This is a genomic window from Onishia taeanensis (assembly GCF_003268885.1).
In the GTDB taxonomy this organism is placed as follows: domain Bacteria; phylum Pseudomonadota; class Gammaproteobacteria; order Pseudomonadales; family Halomonadaceae; genus Onishia; species Onishia taeanensis_A.
In genome coordinates this window covers 103,013-121,448 of the sequence record NZ_QLSX01000001.1, presented here as the reverse complement: position 1 = coordinate 121,448, position 18,436 = coordinate 103,013, and the positions used below count along the sequence as shown (strand labels likewise).

The window sequence follows — 18,436 nt, the reverse complement described above, 5'->3', positions numbered from 1 at the left end:
TCTTCCAGCTTGGGAGCGACAGCCTGGGCACAGAAGATAAACAACATGATTTGGGAGCTACTCCGATGGAACTGACCCCGAGAGACAAGGACAAGCTGTTGCTGTTCACCGCGGCGCTGCTTGCCGAGCGTCGCCGTGCCCGCGGGCTCAAGCTCAACTACCCCGAGGCGGTAGCGCTGATCAGCGCCGAGATCATGGAAGGCGCCCGAGATGGGCGCAGCGTGGCCGAGATGATGAGCGCAGGGCGCGAGATTCTGACCCGCGAGGACGTCATGGAAGGGGTGGCCGAGATGGTCGACGAGGTGCAGGTCGAGGCGACTTTCCCGGATGGGACCAAGCTTGTCACCGTCCACAACCCCATTGTCTAAAACTGGCTGCACTCGGTCATGCTGTGTTGGCTTCGCATCAAAAAGTGCTCATTTACAGTCGTAAACTCGTGCGCGAGTCCGATCCTTTTTTTTGCTGCTTGCCGCCTTGCCTGACCATCTTTCGCTCAGTTTTAGCTATTTATTACATCGACGAGGCAGAGCTGATGATTCCCGGTGAGTATCAATTGAAGGATGGCGAGATCGCGCTGTGTGAAGGGCTCACGCGGATCACCGTGACCGTTGCCAATACCGGTGATCGGCCGATTCAGGTCGGCTCCCATTATCACTTCTTCGAGGCCAATCCGGCGCTGGACTTCGATCGTGCGGCGACCCGTGGCCACCGTCTGGACGTGGCCGCGGGTACGGCGATTCGCTTTGAACCCGGCCAGAAGCGTGAGGTGACGCTGATTCCCTTCGCCGGCACCCGTACCGTCTATGGCTTTCGTCAGCAAGTGATGGGCGCACTGGATGGCAAAGGAGAGACATCATGAAGCCGGATTCAAGCATTAGCCGAAAGGCCTATGCCGATATGTATGGCCCGACCGTCGGCGACCGGGTCCGCCTGGGCGACACCGAGCTGTGGATCGAGGTCGAACGTGACGCCGCCTCCTATGGCGATGAGGTCAAGTTCGGCGGCGGCAAGGTGATCCGTGACGGCATGGGCCAGAGCCAGCGTGCCGATGACTCGGTGATGGACACGGTGATCACCAATGCGCTGATTCTCGACTGGTGGGGCGTCGTCAAGGCGGACGTGGGCCTGCAGGCCGGACGCATCGTGGCCATCGGCAAGGCCGGCAACCCGGACACTCAGCCGGGTGTCGAGATCGTCATCGGTCCGGGCACCGAGGTGATCGCGGGCGAGGGCAAGATTCTCACCGCCGGCGGCATCGATGCTCATATCCACTTCATCTGCCCCCAGCAGGTCGATGAGGCGCTGATGAGCGGGGTGACCACCATGCTCGGCGGCGGGACCGGTCCGGCCACCGGCTCCAATGCCACCACCTGCACGCCGGGCGCCTGGCACATCGGAAAGATGCTGCAGGCGGTGGATTCGTTGCCCATGAATATCGGCTTTCTGGGCAAGGGCAACGCCAGCCTGCCCGAGGCGCTGGAGGCGCAGCTCGAGGCGGGGGCCATGGGGCTCAAGCTTCACGAGGACTGGGGCACCACGCCTGCGTCCATCGACGCCTGTCTGTCGGTAGCCGAGCGCTATGACGTTCAGGTGGCGATCCATACCGATACCCTCAACGAGTCGGGATTCGTCGAGGACACCCTGGCGGCGTTCAAGGAACGCGGCATCCACACCTATCACACCGAAGGGGCCGGGGGCGGTCACGCGCCGGATATCCTCACCGCCTGCGCCAAGCCCTATGTGCTGCCCTCATCGACCAATCCGACCCGGCCCTACACGATCGATGAGCATCTGGACATGCTGATGGTGTGCCACCACCTCGATCCTAATATTCCCGAGGACGTGGCCTTCGCCGATTCGCGCATCCGCCGCGAGACCATCGCTGCCGAGGATATCCTGCATGACATGGGGGTGATTTCGATGATCGCCTCGGATTCCCAGGCCATGGGCCGGGTGGGCGAAGTGATCTGCCGTACCTGGCAGACGGCCCACAAGATGAAGGTTCAGCGCGGCTTGCTGCCGGAAGACCAGGCGCGGGGTGCCGACAACCTGCGTGCCCGGCGCTACATCGCCAAGTACACCATCAATCCGGCGATCACCCACGGCATCGCCCACGAGGTGGGCTCGATCGAGGTCGGCAAGCTGGCCGACCTGGTGCTGTGGGATCCGGCCTTCTTCGGCGTCAAGCCGGCGCTGATCGTCAAAGGCGGGATGATCGCCGCTGCCCCCATGGGCGATCCCAATGCGTCGATTCCCACGCCGCAGCCGGTGCACTACCGGCCGATGTTCGGCGCCTTCGGCAAGGCGGCCAGCGCCACGCGGCTTTCCTTCGTCAGTCAGGCGGCGCTAGAAGCGGGCGTCAAGGAACGCCTGGGACTCGATAGTCCGCTGGTGGCCTGTCGCGACACTCGGGCCGTGCGCAAGTCGGACATGAAACTCAACGATGCCTGTCCTGCGCTCAGTGTGGACTCACAGACCTATGAGGTGCGCGCCGATGGCGAGCTCTTGACCTGCGAGCCGGCCACCGAGCTGCCGCTGGCCCAGCGCTATCACTTATTCTGAGCAGTGGGCGATAACCACACGTCAAGCGGCGCCGGTGGCAGGTCGAAGTGAGGGTCTTTTGCCATAGAAGGCAAAAGTAGCGTACAGGGAGGTATTTTCAGCGCCCTCGCGAGACTGCCACAGGATCAGCCGCGGACAATTTCTAGAGACGATGCCAATGCTGAAATTGATCGAACGCCTGGGGTCCATCGAGGCGAGCCGGGCCAGCGACACCCTGACACTGCCCTTCGAGCTTCGCATGCGCGGGCGCCTCAAGGCGCAGAGCGATGGCGGGCAGGAAGTGGGGCTGTTTCTCGATCGCGGCCCGGTGCTTCGGGACGGAGAAGGCCTGGAAGCCGATAGCGGTGAGATCGTGATCATCCGTGCCGCGGCCGAACCGGTGGTCACGGCTCGGATTGATGCCGGACTGGCACTGGCGAGGCTTTGTTATCACCTGGGCAACCGCCATGTGGCGCTGGCCATCGGCGCGGATGAGGAGGGCGGCTGGGTGCGCTTCCCGCCGGATCATGTGCTGGAGGAACTGGCCGAACGGCTGGGCGCCACTATCCATCATCACCAGGCGCCGTTCGACCCCGAGCCCGGCGCCTATGCTCAGGCAGGGCACGCACATGGCCATTCACACGGTCACTCGCATGGCCATTCTCACGACCACTCTCATGGCAGTGAAGACGGCCACGGCGCGCATGAGCATGATCATGTGCACTGAGTCGCAGGCACCTGCCGCGGAGGCTGCGGGTCAGGGCGATGATCTGGCCCTGCTTGGGCTTTTGCAGTTGGTCAGCCCGGCGCTGCCGATCGGTGCCTTTGCCTGGTCTCAGGGCCTTGAGAGCGCCTTCGAACTCGACTGGGTGCGCGACGAGGCGAGCCTTTACGCCTGGTTGTCCGGCGTGCTGGACGACGGCCTGTCACGCTGCGAGCTGCCGGTGCTGGCGCGCCAGCAAGCGGCCTTCGCGGTACAGGATGGCGAGGCGGTGGCGTACTGGGATGCCTGGCTGGCGGCCAGCCGCGAGACCCGTGAACTCGCCGAGGAAGACCAGCGGCTGGGGGCGGCGCTGACGCGGCTTCTTCGCAGCCTCGAGCTGTTGCCTGCAGCGTCCGAGCTACCGGATCAGGCCGGCTATGTGACGCTATTCGCCTGGCTGGCTCAGGTGCGCGGTGTACCGCCGCGCCAGGCGTTGCTGGGCTTTGCCTGGTCCTGGCTTGAGAACCAGCTGGCGGTGGCCTGCAAGGCGCTGCCGCTGGGACACACCGCCGCCCAGCGCCTCATCGAGCGGCTACGGCCCGAGTTGGTAGTGGCCGTGGACCGCGCCCTCTCGTTTGATGACCACGAACTTGGCCCGCTGCTGCCGGGGCTGGCGTTGGCCAGCGCCCAGCACGAAACCCAATACTCACGTCTGTTCAGAAGCTGAAGGAGCATCCTCATGAATCACTGCTTGCGTATCGGCGTCGGTGGCCCGGTCGGTTCCGGCAAGACCGCGCTCTTGAAGCAGCTGTGCCTGGCGCTGCGCGATTACTACGATATCGCCGTGGTGACCAACGACATCTATACCCGCGAAGATGCCGATTTCCTGCTGAGCCACGAAGCGCTGCCGGCTGACCGGATCCTTGGCGTCGAGACCGGTGGCTGCCCGCATACCGCGATTCGCGAGGATGCCTCGATGAATCTCGCCGCCATCGATGACCTGCAGTCTCGTCATCCTGGCCTCGAGCTGGTGCTGGTGGAATCCGGGGGCGACAACCTCTCGGCGACCTTCAGCCCCGAGCTCTCTGACCTGACGCTCTATGTGATCGACGTTTCCGCCGGCGACAAGATTCCCCGCAAGGGCGGCCCAGGCATCACCAAGTCGGACCTGTTGATCATCAACAAGATCGACATTGCCGAGCAGGTGCATGCCTCTCTCGACGTGATGGAGCGGGATTCGAAGAAAATGCGCGGCGACCGTCCCTTCGTGTTTGCCAATCTCTATGACGGCGTCGGCGTCGAGGAGGTCATCCGCTTCATTCTGGACCGTGGGATGCTGCCGGAGCGCCGGCCATCGGCCTCGCGCGTCGGCAGCGATGCGCACGAGGCCAGCTCGGCGGTCTGAGCGCGGCCGGTTCGCCACCTGATTTCGTCATGCGCTGTACCAAAGAAGACGCACAACATTCGGTTACTCACGATTCACGATTCACGACTCACGACATTCAACAAAAAAGAAGGACGCTACCATGACCCGTGTTTCACGACTCACCGCTCTTGCCCTGGCGCCCCTGGCGCTGATTGCCGCCGGCGCGGCCAGCGCCCACGTCGGCCATGAGGCTAGTACGGGCGGCATGCTCACCGGTTTTCTGCATCCGCTGACCGGGCTGGATCACCTGCTGGCACTATCGGCGATCGGCCTGTGGAGTGCGCGCCAGGCACGTCCACTGGGTCGTGCCGTGCCCGGGCTGGCGGCGCTTGGCATGTTGCTGGGGGCCGGGCTTGCCTGGGGCGGGCTGAGCCTTCCCGGCGTCGAGACCGGCATTTCCCTGTCGGTATTGCTGGCTGGCGTGCTGCTCGCCGGCCTGGTACGTATGCCCGCGGGTATCAGCGCAGTGTTGGTGGTGGCGTTCCTGGTCTGCCACGGTCAGGCTCACGCGACCGAAATGCCGGTTGGGGCATCGCTGATGGCATATCTGGCCGGTTTCCTGCTGGCAACCTTGGGCATTGGTCAGCTTGGTCGGTCAGTAGGTCAAGCGCTGTTGCATCGCGTACCGCACCTTGATCGTGTGGTTGGCGGCCTAGTGGCGCTTGCCGGAGGTGTACTCGTCATCGGTTGAGTTACCAGATGGATGGTAAGCACGTCGTCAACGCCTGGCCCTGCGCCGGGCGTTGGTATTTGTGAACCGAGAAAAATCAAGGAAAACGAGGTGTTGCCGATGACTACTCAAGGGGGGATCATTGCCCCTCTACAAGAAGTCAAAATAGCTGGCTTTAAGTGGCACTTTCTTCTTGACGTATGATGTCGACGTATCCCTTGGGGTAAGCCCATTGGGGGCGCTTGAAGCTGAATTTGGTCGGGAGGACACCAATCCATGGCGCCACCCCTAGCCTCGGAACAGGTATTTCGCGAGCTGGCTGATGGATTGGCCCTAGACAATCCAACAGACAGTTTCTTTTCGGAACTCGCTGTCTGTCTGGCACGAATACTGCGGGTCGATCACGTGATCGTCGCCTGTATAGACCCATCGGATAATACGATGGCACGTACCCTCGGCCTTTGGTCGCGGGGGCGTCTACTGAATAATTTCAGTTATCCTCTGGCGGGCAGCCCCTGTGAGCGAGTGATCCGAAATGAGCCTTGCCACTACCCGGAAAAGGTCTGTGCGGTCTTTCCGGATGATGATCTGCTGGCTGATCTGGCCGCTGAGTCCTATCTGGGCATGCCTATCATCGGTCGCAGCGGCGAAACGCTGGGACTGATCGGCGTTTTGGACACCGAGCCCTTATGGTCGTCTGACATCGCCAGGGAGGTCCTGCGAATAGCCGCGATGCGCGTGGGGGCCGAGCTGTGCCGTCAACGCATCATGACCGCCGTGGAAGAGAGCGAGCGCAGGCTCGATACCCTGATGAGCCATCTTCCCGGGATGGCGTATCAACGCCTTCACGACCGTGAAGGCAGCCTCACGTTCGTGAGTCACGGTGCCGAGGCCCTGACCGGCTACGATGCTACGCAGTTGACCGCTGATGACGGTTATCCCTTCATGGAAATGGTCCATCCCGATGATCGGCAGCGTATTCAGCGCCAAATCGTGGAGGATGTCGAACGGCGTCGCCCGTATCACTTGAACTACCGGTTGCGCACGGCGGGTGGCGATACCTCCTGGGTTTCCGAGCAGGGGCAGGCCGTATTCGGTGCCGACGGGGAAACCGCCTGGCTGGAAGGCTTCATCTTCGATAACACGCGCCAGTACGAATCCCGGCGCATCCAGCAGGCGGTGATGCAGATCGCCTCATCGGTCACGGCGATGGGAGGCAAGCCTTTCTTTGACCAGTTGGTCGATCACCTGACACGGGCACTAGACGCCGATGCCGGCATCATTGCGACCCTCGATGCCAGCTTGGCTGATAGCTCCATATCGACCCAGGCTGCGGTGATCGATGGCCGGAAGGTCGATAACTTCAGTTATGCTCTGAAGGGAACTCCCTGCGAAGAGGTCATGGAGAAAGGCGTTTGCATCATCACCGACAAGGTCGCCAAGATTTTGCCGCCTCAGGCCGACCGTTTTCTCGGTTGGGCTCGAGGCTATATCGGTCTGAGATTGGATCACAGCAATGGGGATTCACTGGGGCTGTTGGTGGTCATGTTCCGCTCCCCTCTCGAGGATCCCGACTTCGTCACTACCGTTCTCAAGATTTTCGCTGCCAACGCGGCCGCCGAACTCGAGCGACAGATGAGTGGCGACTACATCAAGCGTCTGGCCTTCTCCGATCCTGAAACCGGCTTGCCCAATCGCGCATCCTTTATGGCACAAGTGAGCGATGCCTTGGAAAAGGCGCGAACCGAAGATAAGACCCTTGGCCTGCTGTTAATGGACCTTCGGCGCTTCAAGGAGATCAACGATACCTTCGGACACAGTGTCGGTGACAGCGTGCTGGCAGCCGCCGGGCAGCGCTTTTGTGGCATGCAACACCAGGATAGCGAATTGCTGGCGCGCCTTGGCGGCGATGAGTTTGCGGTGCTGATCGAGGCGCCGACCGCTACCATGCTGGCTGACCGCATGCTTTGCTATCAGGAGAGCCTGGAAGCACCGCTGCAGGTGGATGAACGCTGGTTCATGCTGGATGTCAGCATTGGCGGTGCCCTTTACCCCGAGCATGGTATGAGCCCTGGCGAGCTTTTTCAGCACGCCAGCCTGGCGGCGCATCACGCCAAGCGCCAGGGAGAAGGACGATGCCTTTATGATGATCAACTGGGCAGTGCCATCCTGCGTCGCCAGCAGCTACTTGATGATTTCATCCTGGCGATGCGCGACGGGCGCCTGATGCTCCAGTATCAACCTCAGGTGGATCTCGCGACTGGAGCGCTTTCTGGTGCTGAAGTGCTATGCCGTTGGTTTGATGACGAGCGTGGCTGGGTGAGTCCCGGGGAGTTCATCCCGCTTGCCGAAGAACGTGGTCTGATGAAAGAACTCGGTGGCTGGGTGCTCAAGACGACCAGCAAACAACTACGAGACTGGAAACGGTCCGGGGTGGCAGTGGTGCCCCGTATCTCGGTAAACGTGTCGGCTCAGCAGCTGGAAGATGTTAGTTTTGGCGAAGAGGTCGCGCTACATACCATGGGGGTCTGTCCGGCGAACATCGGGCTGGAGCTCACCGAGAGCGGCTTCATGCGCGACCCGGAACAGGCCATTGGACTCATGCAGGCGCTTAAGGCCAAAGGCTTTGGTCTCGCCATTGACGATTTTGGCACCGGCTACTCCTCCCTGGCATATCTCAAACGCTTCGCTGCCGATACCCTCAAGATCGATATCTCCTTCGTGCGTGATATGCTTTCTTCGAGTCATGATTACACCATCGTCACCACAATCATTGCGATGGCGCGGAGTATGGGAATGAAGACGGTTGCTGAAGGGGTCGAAACGATCGAACAGGCCCAGGCGCTTGCCGAACTCGGCTGCGACCAGGCTCAGGGGTTCTACTATGGCCGCCCAATGAGTGCCGAGGACTTCGCCATGCAGTGGCTGCGATGGCCTTGATGGCCAAAGCACTGACGGTTTCTCGACATGCAGGGTTGCGTACGATCCTGCGTGATGAAACGAGCGAATTGCATCGACGCGTCGAGCGTCACCCCCTGCTTGCGCCATTGATGAAGCCAGGCCTGACGCGTCAGGCCTATGCATTGGTGCTAAAAGCCTTTCATGAGTTCTATGTGTCGCTGGAGCCATGGCTGGTACCAGCGCTGCAATGTGAATGGCCCGATCCAGGGCTATATCATTACCAGTGCCGTGCGGCACTGCTTGCCCATGACCTTCGTGATCTTGGCTATCGGCCCATGACACCTCCTGCTCGCCCCTTGGCCTGCGAGTCACCTAGCGAGCTTGGCTCGCGCGGGAGCGTGTTGGGAGTGCTATATGTATTAGAAGGTGCTACTCAGGGAGGGAGCGTAATAGCGCCGCGCGTCGTTCGAGAGTTGGAACTGTCGCCGGGTTTTGGAGCGCGCTATTTCCATTTGTATGCCGACCAGTGTTGGGATGATTTTCTCGCACTGATAGCGGCTCCTTCGTTGCAGCCCTGTTCTCGTCGCGCGGCGGTAAGTGCCAGACAGACCTTTCTTACCTTGCAGGTTCATCTTGATCGCTGGCATCAAGTCGCCCTGCGGAGCTGAAACCGTGCCAACCTATTCCGAAGAAGAGCTCACGGAAGCGCTGGCCGAATGTGCCCGCGAGCCGGTGCATATTCCCGGCGCGATCCAGCCAGCCGGCTGCCTGGTCAGCCTGAATGCAGACCTTACCCGTGTCCTTCAGGTCAGCAGTAATCTACAAGAGCTTCTTGGCATATCGGTTGATGAGGCGCTTAGTCACCCTCCCGCTCACAGCCTTGGCGAGGAGCTAATAACGCGTCTTGGCACCCGCTTGACGGCGGATATGGGCAAGATGGTGGTGGATGACGTCCTTACATCAGCCGCCACTGGCGAGCGCTGTCGCGCCACGGCCTATCGCAGCGGGTCGAGAGTGGTGGTAGAGATCGAGTTGCTGGGGCCATTGGGTGAGCTCGAGATTTTGATCACCGTCGGCCACTGGCAAACGCGCCTTGCCGCCCAGGACAGCGAGGCTGAATTGCTGCAAGTCCTGGTAGAAGGGGTGCGGGCACTGACACGGCATGATCGGGTGATGGTCTACTCCTTCGATTCCGAATGGAATGGACAGGTGAAAGCCGAAAGCCGCAGCGACGGGATCAATAGCCTGCTCGGACATCGTTTTCCGGCCAGCGATATCCCGAACCAGGTCAGGGCGCTCTACGACATCAACCCAGTGCGCAGTATTCCCGATGCTAAAGCCAAGTCTCTGCCGCTGGTGCCGAAGCAATGTCCGGAGAGCGGCGAGCCGTTAGATCTCTCGGTGGGAAACCTGCGAGCCGTGTCGCCGGTGCATCAGGAGTATCTGCACAACATGGGGGTGGCGGGCTCGCTTTCGGTTGCCATTCAGGGAGATGAGCAGCTCTGGGGGCTGGTGGCCTGCCATGCGATGTCGCCGCTTACGCTATCGCCGGCATCTCGTGATGCAGCCCATTTGTTGGCGCAGATGGCCATTCAACGCTTTCAGCGCCTGCGTCTCATGTCTCAGCAGCGTTTCCGCCAGCGTGTTCAAGAGACCCGGGTACTGCTTTATGAAACTCGGGAAGAGCTGCTGGGGGCCGGCGACCTGGTCCAGCGTCACGGCCACGATTGGCTGACCCTGTTTCGGGCCAGCGGCGTGGGCATGGTCTATGCCGACACGGTGTCGCGAGTGGGTAAAGTGCCCGACGTCGATATACTGAAAAAGGTGGCCGCCTGGCTAGCAGAATCGCAATCACGGGCGATTGCCTGGCACAGCAATGTGTTGGGAGAGACGCCCCTGGGGGAGTGGGTGTCGCCTCAGTGCAGCTGTGGCTTGCTTGCCGTGCCGCTGTCAGTGGATGTCGATCGCCAGGGCTGGTTGATGCTCTTCCGAGATGAGCTGCGCGAGACGTCTCGGTGGGCGGGTCGTCCTGAGGATATTCCCAAGATGAAGAATGGGCGACTGGTGATGTCGCCTCGTCACTCCTTCGAGGTTTGGCAGCAGGAACTGACGGGACATAGCGCCCCCTGGCAAGAAGCAGAGGTCCTGGCGGTTCAGGATCTGGGTGAGGATCTCGCGATTGCCGCCTCGGCGAGCGAAATTTTTAACCTCAACGAGACACTCTATCAAGAGCGTCAGGCACTGGCCGAGGCCAACCGTCGGCTTGAGCGCCTGGCGCTCACCGATCCTCTGACCCAGATATGGAACCGTTATCGTATCGAAACGGCATTGGAAGCAGAGCTAAATGCCGCCGCACGCTATGGGCGAGAAGTTTCGGTTCTGCTGTTCGATATCGATCACTTCAAGTCAGTGAATGATCGCTTTGGCCATGAGGTTGGCGACCGAGTGCTGACCTTGCTCGCGCAAACGGTGTGGAAGGCATTGAGGTCCTGCGATGCGGTTGGCCGCTGGGGCGGCGAAGAGTTTCTCGTGCTTTGTACCGGATGCACCGACGAGGACGTGATGGGGCTGGCGAGTCGTCTGCTGAAAGCCGTTTCAGACGTGGACTTCGAGGAAGTGGGGCAAGTGACCATCAGCATCGGCGCCGCATGCTGGAAGCCGGGCGAGTCACAAACCGACCTGATCAGACGCGCCGATAAAGCCATGTACCAAGCCAAACAAGGTGGGCGTAACCGAGCAGAAAAGAGCGAGTAGCTCTATTTGAGTGTGGATATGGCCTTTTCTGGCGAGGGCCTGGACTTCGTGCGGGCCATGTCCCGCTCATCGCGGTGGGGCAACTGATCCTTACCGGCTATTTCCTTTCATCGCGTAGATCGCTTCACCGCGCCCGGCCTCTTCGGCCTCGGCGTCGTACTTCCCGAAAACGTGGACCACCCCCTGGTGATTAGAGCCCCGCGGTGCACGGCGTATGGCTGGTTCGAGTTGCAGGTGTATGAGAAGAAACAGCCGCACATCCTCTGCCGGGCGGATCGCGAGCCGATCTGGCTGGCAGGCATCTGGAGCGAACGGCCAGATGGCAAGCCCGGTTGCGCGATCCTCACGAGCCTGCTCGCGGTAAGGCTAAGGATACCCACGAGCGCATGCCCTAGCTACCAAGAACCTGGAGCCCTGGCTGCGACGCGCTCAGGCCTTGGCGCTGGGCAGCTCTCCCCACTGGGTCGTCCACCTTGGCGTGCGATGGGCACAGCGCAGGTGCCAGGCGGCGTTCTGGCGGGGCACGCCCAGGCGCACGGTGCCGCGGCCCATCTTCTGGTTCAGCTCGTCCAGGGTTTTCATCAGGCGTTCGCTACGCTCGCGATCGGCGGCGCGGCCGGGGGTATCGAGCAGCGAGAGCTGTTCGCGGTTGGCGTCCACCAGGTCGAGCAGCATCACGCCGGCTTTCATGAACCGATAGCCGGGCCGGTAGATCGCCTCCAGCGCCTGCTGAGCGGCGGCGAGAATCGGCCGGCTGTCGTCGCTGGGCTCGGGCAACTCGGCGACAATGCTGGGGGAATACTGGGCCAGGTCCTGCCGGTGGCGGTTGGTCTTCAAGAACACCAGCACGGCGCGGGCGTGACTCTGTTGGGCGCGCAGCTTCTCGGCACCGCGCTGGGCGTGCTGGCGAATGGCTGCCTGCAGCTCGCTCAGTTCGCCGGTCAGGCGCCCGAACGAGCGCGAGGTCATGATGCGCTGGCGGGGCTCGTCACTATCGTTCATCTCGATGCAGGGGGTGCCCTGCAGCTCGCGGGCGGTGCGCTCGAGCGTCACCGAGAAGCGCCGCCGGACGGTCTTGGGGTCGGCGCAGCGCAGGTCCCAGGCGGTCTCGATGCCTTGAATGGCCAGCCGCTCGACCAGTCGCCGGCCCACGCCCCACACGTCGCCCAGCTCGGTTTGCTTGAGTAGATGGCGCGTATCTTCGTCATCTCCAGCCAGCACGCACACGCCACCGTACTCGGGCCGCTTCTTGGCCGCACGGTTGGCGAGTTTGGCCAGGGTTCGGCTGGGTGCCACGCCCACGCAGACGGGAATGCCGGTGAACTGGCGCACGTTGCGGTACAGGGTGCGGGCCAGGGCGAGAGTGGTGGCGTCATCGAAGCCGTCGAAGCGCACGAACATCTCGTCGATGGAGTAGGGCTCCACGCCGGCCGAGAATTCTTCGAGGACCTCGCGCACCCGGGCGGACATATCACCATACAGCTCGTAGTTGGACGACAGCAGGCAGATGCGCCCCTGGCTGACCCATTGCTGCAGATGGAAGGCCGGGGTGCCCATCTCCACGCCCAGCGCCTTTAGCTCGCTTGAGCGGGCGATCACGCAGCCATCGTTGTTACCTGTAGGTTTGCACTAGATTCTGCATTACTGTAGATTTAATGAAAATGGACCGAGAGCAAGGTAAAGTGGAAAAATCTAAGGTATTGATATTACCAACATTAATATTGACGGAAACGTGTCAGAAATCTGATCAGAATGCCATTAAAAACATTATTCCTGCTAGCCGTGGTGGTGTGTCAACAACTTACTATTCACGCCCCTTTGGGGATCATAGCGGGAAATATAAAAAAATTGACGATTATTCATATAACTATTTTCCAGTTGTACTGAATGGGGTTAATGCGCCTTGGAAGGAAGCAAACCTATACCTTCTAGCTCGATTTGAAAATGGTTTAAAAGGCTCTATATCAACCTTTCATTCCATCGCCTCCGACTTGTCTTATTATAAAAAATTCCTTGAAAATGAGGGGCTAGACCCATTTGAGTTCCCTAAAAGGAAGTTGCTAAGACCAACCTATAGGTATAGGAATTCTCTAGTTTTATCCGTACAAGCTGGTGACCTTTCATCAACTACAGCTTCACGCAGAGTAAGTTCAATCCTTGGCTTCTATCGTTGGATTATAGGCGAAACAGCGATTACATTGAGTAACCCACCTTGGGATGAGCATGATGCTTATATCAGTATCAACGACCGGTACGGGTCTGCAAAATCTAAGAAAGTTGCTGCTACTGATATAGCGATAAAATCGCCTAAATTTGATGATCCATACTCAGACTCAATCAATGACGCAGGAGAATTAAGGCCGTTACCTCTTGATGAACAGGTAGAACTAATAAGAATACTTGCTAGGCTAGGGAATGTAGAGATGACGCTAATACACCTTATTTCCCTATTTACCGGTGCACGAATACAAACAGTCCTTACTCTCAGGGATAGGCACTTCACTGAGAGCAGGTTGAGTAGCGGTAACGAGGTTCGAATAAAAGTTGGTCCATCTACTATGGTCGATACAAAAAATGGAAAGCGGATGGTGTTGAGATTCCCAGTCTGGCTTTTTAATAAATTAAGAGTGTATATAAGTAGTGAAAGGGCAGCAAGCAGAAGGGAAAAGTATAAAGGCGACAAGGAAAAAGTAAATGTATTCCTAACAAACCGAGGAAGTCCTTATTACGATTCAAAATCTGATCTTTCAAATTTCGACCCAAGTAATACGAAAAGGCGTGCTAGGGATGGCGCGTTAGTAAGGCAGTTTATCTCCCAGCATGTTTTGCCACTGATGCGACTTAGACTTAATGATAGCAATTATAGATACAAGTTTCATGACTTGAGAGCCACGTTTGGAATGAACCTCACAGAGATGAAGCTTCGAGAAGTCCAGTTAGGAGTGATTACTCTACACCAAGCTAGAGACTTTGTTAGATCAGCTATGGGTCATGAAAAATTAGAGACGACCGACCTGTACTTGAATCATGAATATAATATCAAAATGGTCAGGGATACCCAGAAAGGTTATGAAACCCACCTTGAGAAGTTGATGAATGCTGTGGGTGATATCAGTGAAATTTACTAATTTTAAGGAGATAGAGAAAGAATATAAGCTTCCATTAAGAGGATCAAGCATAATAGACCCAAGCAAAGCCATACTGGTTACCGAGGATAACCAGAAGATTTGGGTAGGGGGGATGTGTTACTTTTGGAGGTACTTGACAACGCAAAAACGCTTTGTGGTTATTGATAGCTTAATGGAAGACCGCATCTCTTATGTCCATGAAGTTATTTCTTATTTCGATAATTTGGTAATGTATGATTCTAGAAAAGGAATATCACTAAGCGGTTTGTTTAGGTCTTGCTGTAAATTCATAACTTGGTGTGATGAAAGCGGGCATGATGAATTTCATCATAGCAAAGAAAATGCTAAAAAAGCCTATGTAGGATTCGTAAGATATTTGCATGAGCAGGTAAATACATATAAGTTAAAGACAGGCACGGCAGTTCCTTATCAAGCAGCCGCAAGAGACTTGCTATCATATACCATGGACTATGGTGATATTAACTCAGGAGTCAATGAGCTTTACACAAGAAATGACTCAGAGTCTCGCGAACCTCCATCGGAAGATAGACAGTCAATCTCACTTTCAGTCTGTGACGCTCTGTTTGAGAGAATTTCAGATTTTATAATGAATAAAGAAGACTATCCTTTCCACATTAGTTTCCCCAAGTGTATAGGTCTTCCTGAGCCTGATCAGTGGGTTTTCCCCTCGTACTCGTTCTTCTATAAAGAACTTGATAAGTATGGATCAGTGGCCGATTACAGGAATTCTAGATTCATTAATCGTCGTGAGGGCCGCCTCAGGACTCCTGAGGAATATGAACGAGCTTACGGAAACGCCAGCGGAATCGTAAAGAATAATTACCATAAAGCACTATCGGCACTTACAAAAACAAATAAGAAATATTTTCATCATTCAAGAATTCAGCTGGCTCGTTTGGCGACGTTATCTTTTGCTACCCTGTTTTTGGCTAATACTGGGATGAATAGTGCTCAGGTTTTTAACCTTAAATGGAGCGAAGACTATGAGCTAAAGAAAGAGCGATACGGATTTAAAGCAGTAAAGTTTCGAGCTGGCAATAGAAAGGTAAGCTTTGAGATCCAAAATAAGTTTGTCAAGAAGTTCAAAAAATACATAAAAATGAGAAAGTATCTTGCTGAAGTAGTAGAGTCTGATGCACTGATACTTACGGGCCTTAAAGCGCAAGAAACTATGTTTCCCGTAACCAGAGCATTCGAAAAGCTAGGTGTCCCAGCAAGCCTTGTCATGCCTAGTGAGTGGCGAGCTGCAAAATCCGATTGGCTAATCTCTAACTCTGATATCTCCACCACGGCAACTCTTCTTCAAAATACAGAGTATGTGGTAAAAAATAACTACGCTGCAGGGTCTCACACAACACATGTTGACCAAATGGGAGCCTTCCTAAATTATCTTTCTAGTAGCGCGATTATTATTTCTGATCGTGATGAAGATATTAGTTTAGGATATATAGAGAGTGCTGTTGGATCTTGCAAAAGCCAGGGCGATCCAACAAAGCCGAATGCTGATACTTCAATAGTCCCAAATTGTGTTCAGCCTGAAGGGTGCTTGTTTTGCGAGAATTATGCTGTTCATGCTGACGATAAGGATATAAGGAAGTTATTAAGCTGCTTATATATGGTTGAGCTTGGGAAACCATTAAGCGGTACAATAGATGACTTTGATCGAATGTTTGGCTCTGTTATCCATCGAATATGGGAACTGATAAACCATATCAAGGAGCGATCTAAAGAACACCAGGATATGGTTTTAAGAATTGAAAATGAGGTTTTTGAAAAAGAAGAATTAGACCCGTACTGGGAGCATAAAGCTATAATGTTAATCGAACTGGGAGCGGTTTAATTTTGAGTGTTAATAATACGGTTTGGCAGTCGAAAATTACTGTTCCTGTTGGTATTACGCCTCCGGATGATTTCATTGGCCGGTTGGGGGATTATCCCACACCCTCGTTCGTTATCTCTCGCGATAGGTCCGGTAATCCAGTATCAGTATTTGAAGACGACTGCTGGGATTTTAGAGCCTACGACATTAAATATAGGCCAACAGCTTTGTATTTTGGTTATTGGATATCCGGAGACATTGATTTCAGAAATAGAGAGATACTGGATTCTCTGAAGAGACTTATCTTCTGCTTGATATGGTTTCACCCTAGAAAAGCACACTCTACCAAAAGCATTACCAAGATAAGCTCCGCTCTTAAACTTATTGGCGAGTTCGCCTATAAGCAGAATGTTAGTGTAGAGCAGTTGTTATCAAGTTATGAGCTTCTAGGAAAGATGGCTGAAGGTGATAGAGGGCAACCCGTCTCAGGCGATACTCTTTTTGCTTTAAAGAATCTTATCCAGTCATTGTTCAAAGTGGGACCTCAAGCTTTAGGGTTTGAAATATGTACTGTTAATAAATTAACAGATTTTTTGTCGAGTTTGTATGAATACAGAAAAAGCCTCCGTCAGACCCCACCTATCCCCTCGCGCATCTATTCAAAAATTATTCGGAATAGTTGTAGCTTTCTCGATATTATTGAGCCAAAGATGGATGATCTTATATGGCTTATAGAAAAACATGAAGACAATTCTTATACGGGTTTGACACATAATGCTCAAAAAACCAAGGCCCGCAAAGAAGGCAAGATGTTCGTTCAGCATGATCGTTTTCTCAAGCATGCGATAGAGGCTGGAAAACCCTATGTCGATGCTCGACTTTACAAAACTTTGGACGATTTAATCGAGGAAAAAGAACTCGATGAACTATTTGAAAAAATAGAATTCAGCCGAAGCCCTCATGGTTTAGCAACAGGAATTATGAAAATTCAGTACCTTTGCAAAACCATTATCCAAATTTTTACGGGAATGCGTCATGAAGAAGCACGATTCCTGCCATTCGATTGCCTAGACGTGCAAGTTAGAAATAGGAATAGATTCTATCTGATCGAAGGATTAACGACAAAGTTTGGAGAAAAAAATGCTAAATGGGTAACCAACGATGCTGGTGCCAGAGCGGTAAGACTTGCCCAAAAATTAGCAAATTTTGTTTATAGGTTTATAAATGTAGTGCCTAAAAAAATGTTGGAAACTCCCTTGTTTATCACTCCTGGCTATACAGGCGTAGGAACTAATTTTATCCCTCTTCCAGAGGATGGTGTTTTGGTACCCCAGGTGATGTCCGCGAATGAATATAAAAGGGCTTCCTATCTTCATGTCGAGATCACTGAGAATGACGTATCTGAGCTTGAATCTATTGACCCATTTCGCTCATGGAGAGAAGAAAGTGAGTTTTCCATTGGTAGTATCTGGCCTTTGAAGAGTCATCAGTTTAGGCGCTCTTTGGCACTTTATGCTTCCTGTTCTGGAATGGTGTCACTTCCATCCTTAAGGAGGCAGTTAAAGCATATAACGAATGATATGTCTTTATATTATTCTCAAGGAAGTTCTTTCGCCAAAAATATGCTCAGTGAAGTTAAAGATCACTTTATAAAGGAGTACCAAATCGCTCAGCCTATTGCTCAGTCACTTGCCTATCTTTCAGATGTTCTTCTTTCAGATGAGCGCTTATTTGGTGCTGCTGGGGCTTTGGTTACGGCTAGAGCAGATGGTCACATCCTGGCCGAAGAGAGGAAAGTAATCGAGCGCAGGTTTAAGAATGGAGAAATCGCCTACCAAGAAACCGTATTGGGCGGTTGTATCGCTGTGAATTCTTGCGATAGAAAGGCTCTTAGGTCGCTTACAGCATGCATTGGCTGTGATAAGGCAATTCTCAAAGGGTCTAAACTCAGGAGAGTTATAGGTGCTCAAGAAAGATTTTTGGAAAAGCTTAATAAAGACTCAGTTGAATATAGAACCGAAGTTTCTGAGTTGAAAATTCTTAAGTCTATGTACTCAAAGGTCGAATCCAGGGAGACAGAAAATGGATGAAGTTTTGTCAGAATACTTTGCTGCTCTTGATCGCCTTAAAAGGAATAAGCCCATCCGTGTTGCGAAAGGATCAAAAATCACGAATGATTCAGTAGCCCTTGAAGCGGGTAGAAAAAAGGGCACTATCAAAAAATCTAGGGTTATTTACTCAGCGCTTATTGATGAAATCAATCAAGCAAAGAGGAAAAGCAAAGTGCCTGATACGTCAAGCGCCCAGGAGTTAAGAGAGGCGAAGATGTTGGCCAAAAAGTATAAAAGCCTCTGGGAAGAGGCTCTTCAAAGGGAGATATCTCTGCTTCATGAAAATCATGAGTTAAAAGAAGAGAGAGCTTTGCTCTTGAAGGGAAAGGTGGAAAAGATTCGCTAGCAAGATCCGTTAAGAA

Annotated in this window: 15 protein-coding genes and 1 pseudogene; 14 read left to right on the top strand and 2 right to left on the bottom strand. The window is 54.9% G+C overall.

Features of this window, described 5'->3' with window-relative positions:
- The first annotated feature begins 65 nt into the window (after nucleotides 1-65).
- From BCL93_RS00610 to BCL93_RS00565, 10 genes are all read left to right on the top strand, one after another.
- Entirely contained in the window at nucleotides 66-368 is a 303-nt protein-coding gene (locus BCL93_RS00610; RefSeq protein ID WP_112053180.1) for an urease subunit gamma, read from the top strand.
- 164 nt (nucleotides 369-532) lie between these two features.
- Complete coding sequence (locus BCL93_RS00605) at nucleotides 533-859, top strand: urease subunit beta (RefSeq protein ID WP_112053179.1); 327 nt, start codon at nucleotides 533-535, stop codon at nucleotides 857-859.
- Nucleotides 856-2,562, top strand: a complete 1,707-nt coding sequence (gene ureC / locus BCL93_RS00600; RefSeq protein ID WP_112053178.1) for an urease subunit alpha — start codon at nucleotides 856-858, stop codon at nucleotides 2,560-2,562. The genes BCL93_RS00605 and ureC overlap by 4 nt, the downstream gene beginning before the upstream one ends.
- Nucleotides 2,563-2,719: 157 nt before the next feature.
- Nucleotides 2,720-3,268: an urease accessory protein UreE gene (ureE, locus tag BCL93_RS00595; RefSeq protein ID WP_112053177.1), complete on the top strand. Its 549-nt coding sequence runs from the start codon at nucleotides 2,720-2,722 to the stop codon at nucleotides 3,266-3,268.
- Complete coding sequence (locus tag BCL93_RS00590) at nucleotides 3,258-3,971, top strand: urease accessory protein UreF (RefSeq protein ID WP_112053176.1); 714 nt, start codon at nucleotides 3,258-3,260, stop codon at nucleotides 3,969-3,971. Before ureE ends, BCL93_RS00590 begins: the two co-directional genes overlap by 11 nt.
- A gap of 12 nt (nucleotides 3,972-3,983) precedes the next feature.
- On the top strand, nucleotides 3,984-4,649 hold the full coding sequence (ureG, locus tag BCL93_RS00585; RefSeq protein WP_112053175.1) for an urease accessory protein UreG: 666 nt from the start codon (nucleotides 3,984-3,986) through the stop codon (nucleotides 4,647-4,649).
- 121 nt (nucleotides 4,650-4,770) lie between these two features.
- Entirely contained in the window at nucleotides 4,771-5,361 is a 591-nt protein-coding gene (locus BCL93_RS00580; RefSeq protein ID WP_112053174.1) for a HupE/UreJ family protein, read from the top strand.
- A 255-nt stretch (nucleotides 5,362-5,616) separates the two neighbouring features.
- Nucleotides 5,617-8,280 (top strand): bifunctional diguanylate cyclase/phosphodiesterase, encoded by a 2,664-nt coding sequence (locus BCL93_RS00575; protein WP_112053173.1) that lies wholly within the window; start codon nucleotides 5,617-5,619, stop codon nucleotides 8,278-8,280.
- A complete protein-coding gene (locus BCL93_RS00570) occupies nucleotides 8,280-8,909 on the top strand; it encodes a biliverdin-producing heme oxygenase (protein ID WP_181462996.1) in 630 nt (209 codons plus the stop codon). The genes BCL93_RS00575 and BCL93_RS00570 overlap by 1 nt, the downstream gene beginning before the upstream one ends.
- 4 nt (nucleotides 8,910-8,913) lie before the next feature.
- Complete coding sequence (locus tag BCL93_RS00565; RefSeq protein ID WP_181462995.1) at nucleotides 8,914-10,995, top strand: sensor domain-containing diguanylate cyclase; 2,082 nt, start codon at nucleotides 8,914-8,916, stop codon at nucleotides 10,993-10,995.
- Between the two features lie 429 nt (nucleotides 10,996-11,424).
- Here BCL93_RS00565 and BCL93_RS17665 read toward each other — a convergent pair whose 3' ends face one another.
- A complete protein-coding gene (locus tag BCL93_RS17665; RefSeq protein WP_340147998.1) occupies nucleotides 11,425-11,577 on the bottom strand; it encodes a DUF4113 domain-containing protein in 153 nt (50 codons plus the stop codon).
- A 60-nt stretch (nucleotides 11,578-11,637) separates the two neighbouring features.
- A pseudogene (locus BCL93_RS00560) lies at nucleotides 11,638-12,597 on the bottom strand (Y-family DNA polymerase); the annotation flags it as partial.
- A gap of 80 nt (nucleotides 12,598-12,677) precedes the next feature.
- Between BCL93_RS00560 and BCL93_RS17080 the strand changes: the two are divergent.
- From BCL93_RS17080 to BCL93_RS00535, 4 genes are read left to right on the top strand one after another with little or no spacing between them, the layout of a single operon-like run.
- Nucleotides 12,678-14,123 (top strand): site-specific integrase, encoded by a 1,446-nt coding sequence (locus BCL93_RS17080; RefSeq protein WP_146742455.1) that lies wholly within the window; start codon nucleotides 12,678-12,680, stop codon nucleotides 14,121-14,123.
- Nucleotides 14,110-15,984, top strand: coding sequence for a hypothetical protein (locus BCL93_RS17075; protein WP_146742454.1), 1,875 nt, complete (start codon nucleotides 14,110-14,112; stop codon nucleotides 15,982-15,984). Before BCL93_RS17080 ends, BCL93_RS17075 begins: the two co-directional genes overlap by 14 nt.
- A 2-nt stretch (nucleotides 15,985-15,986) precedes the next feature.
- Nucleotides 15,987-18,053 carry a TerB family tellurite resistance protein gene (locus BCL93_RS17400; protein WP_258395864.1) on the top strand — a complete coding sequence of 689 codons (2,067 nt, stop codon included), beginning with the start codon at nucleotides 15,987-15,989 and terminating at the stop codon, nucleotides 18,051-18,053.
- Nucleotides 18,046-18,420: a hypothetical protein gene (locus tag BCL93_RS00535; protein WP_112053167.1), complete on the top strand. Its 375-nt coding sequence runs from the start codon at nucleotides 18,046-18,048 to the stop codon at nucleotides 18,418-18,420. Before BCL93_RS17400 ends, BCL93_RS00535 begins: the two co-directional genes overlap by 8 nt.
- The last annotated feature ends 16 nt before the right edge of the window (nucleotides 18,421-18,436 follow it).

Excerpts from the sequence above, each read along its gene's own strand:
- BCL93_RS00535 (WP_112053167.1), top strand. The coding sequence starts at position 18,046 with ATGGATGAAGTTTTGTCAGAATACTTTGCTGCTCTTGATCGCCTTAAA.
- ureE (WP_112053177.1), top strand. The coding sequence starts at position 2,720 with ATGCTGAAATTGATCGAACGCCTGGGGTCCATCGAGGCGAGCCGGGCC.
- ureG (WP_112053175.1), top strand. The coding sequence starts at position 3,984 with ATGAATCACTGCTTGCGTATCGGCGTCGGTGGCCCGGTCGGTTCCGGC.
- BCL93_RS00610 (WP_112053180.1), top strand. The coding sequence starts at position 66 with ATGGAACTGACCCCGAGAGACAAGGACAAGCTGTTGCTGTTCACCGCG.
- BCL93_RS00605 (WP_112053179.1), top strand. The coding sequence starts at position 533 with ATGATTCCCGGTGAGTATCAATTGAAGGATGGCGAGATCGCGCTGTGT.
- BCL93_RS17665 (WP_340147998.1), bottom strand. The coding sequence starts at position 11,577 with ATGAAAACCCTGGACGAGCTGAACCAGAAGATGGGCCGCGGCACCGTG.
- BCL93_RS00570 (WP_181462996.1), top strand. The coding sequence starts at position 8,280 with ATGGCCAAAGCACTGACGGTTTCTCGACATGCAGGGTTGCGTACGATC.
- BCL93_RS00580 (WP_112053174.1), top strand. The coding sequence starts at position 4,771 with ATGACCCGTGTTTCACGACTCACCGCTCTTGCCCTGGCGCCCCTGGCG.
- BCL93_RS00590 (WP_112053176.1), top strand. The coding sequence starts at position 3,258 with ATGTGCACTGAGTCGCAGGCACCTGCCGCGGAGGCTGCGGGTCAGGGC.
- BCL93_RS00575 (WP_112053173.1), top strand. The coding sequence starts at position 5,617 with ATGGCGCCACCCCTAGCCTCGGAACAGGTATTTCGCGAGCTGGCTGAT.
- ureC (WP_112053178.1), top strand. The coding sequence starts at position 856 with ATGAAGCCGGATTCAAGCATTAGCCGAAAGGCCTATGCCGATATGTAT.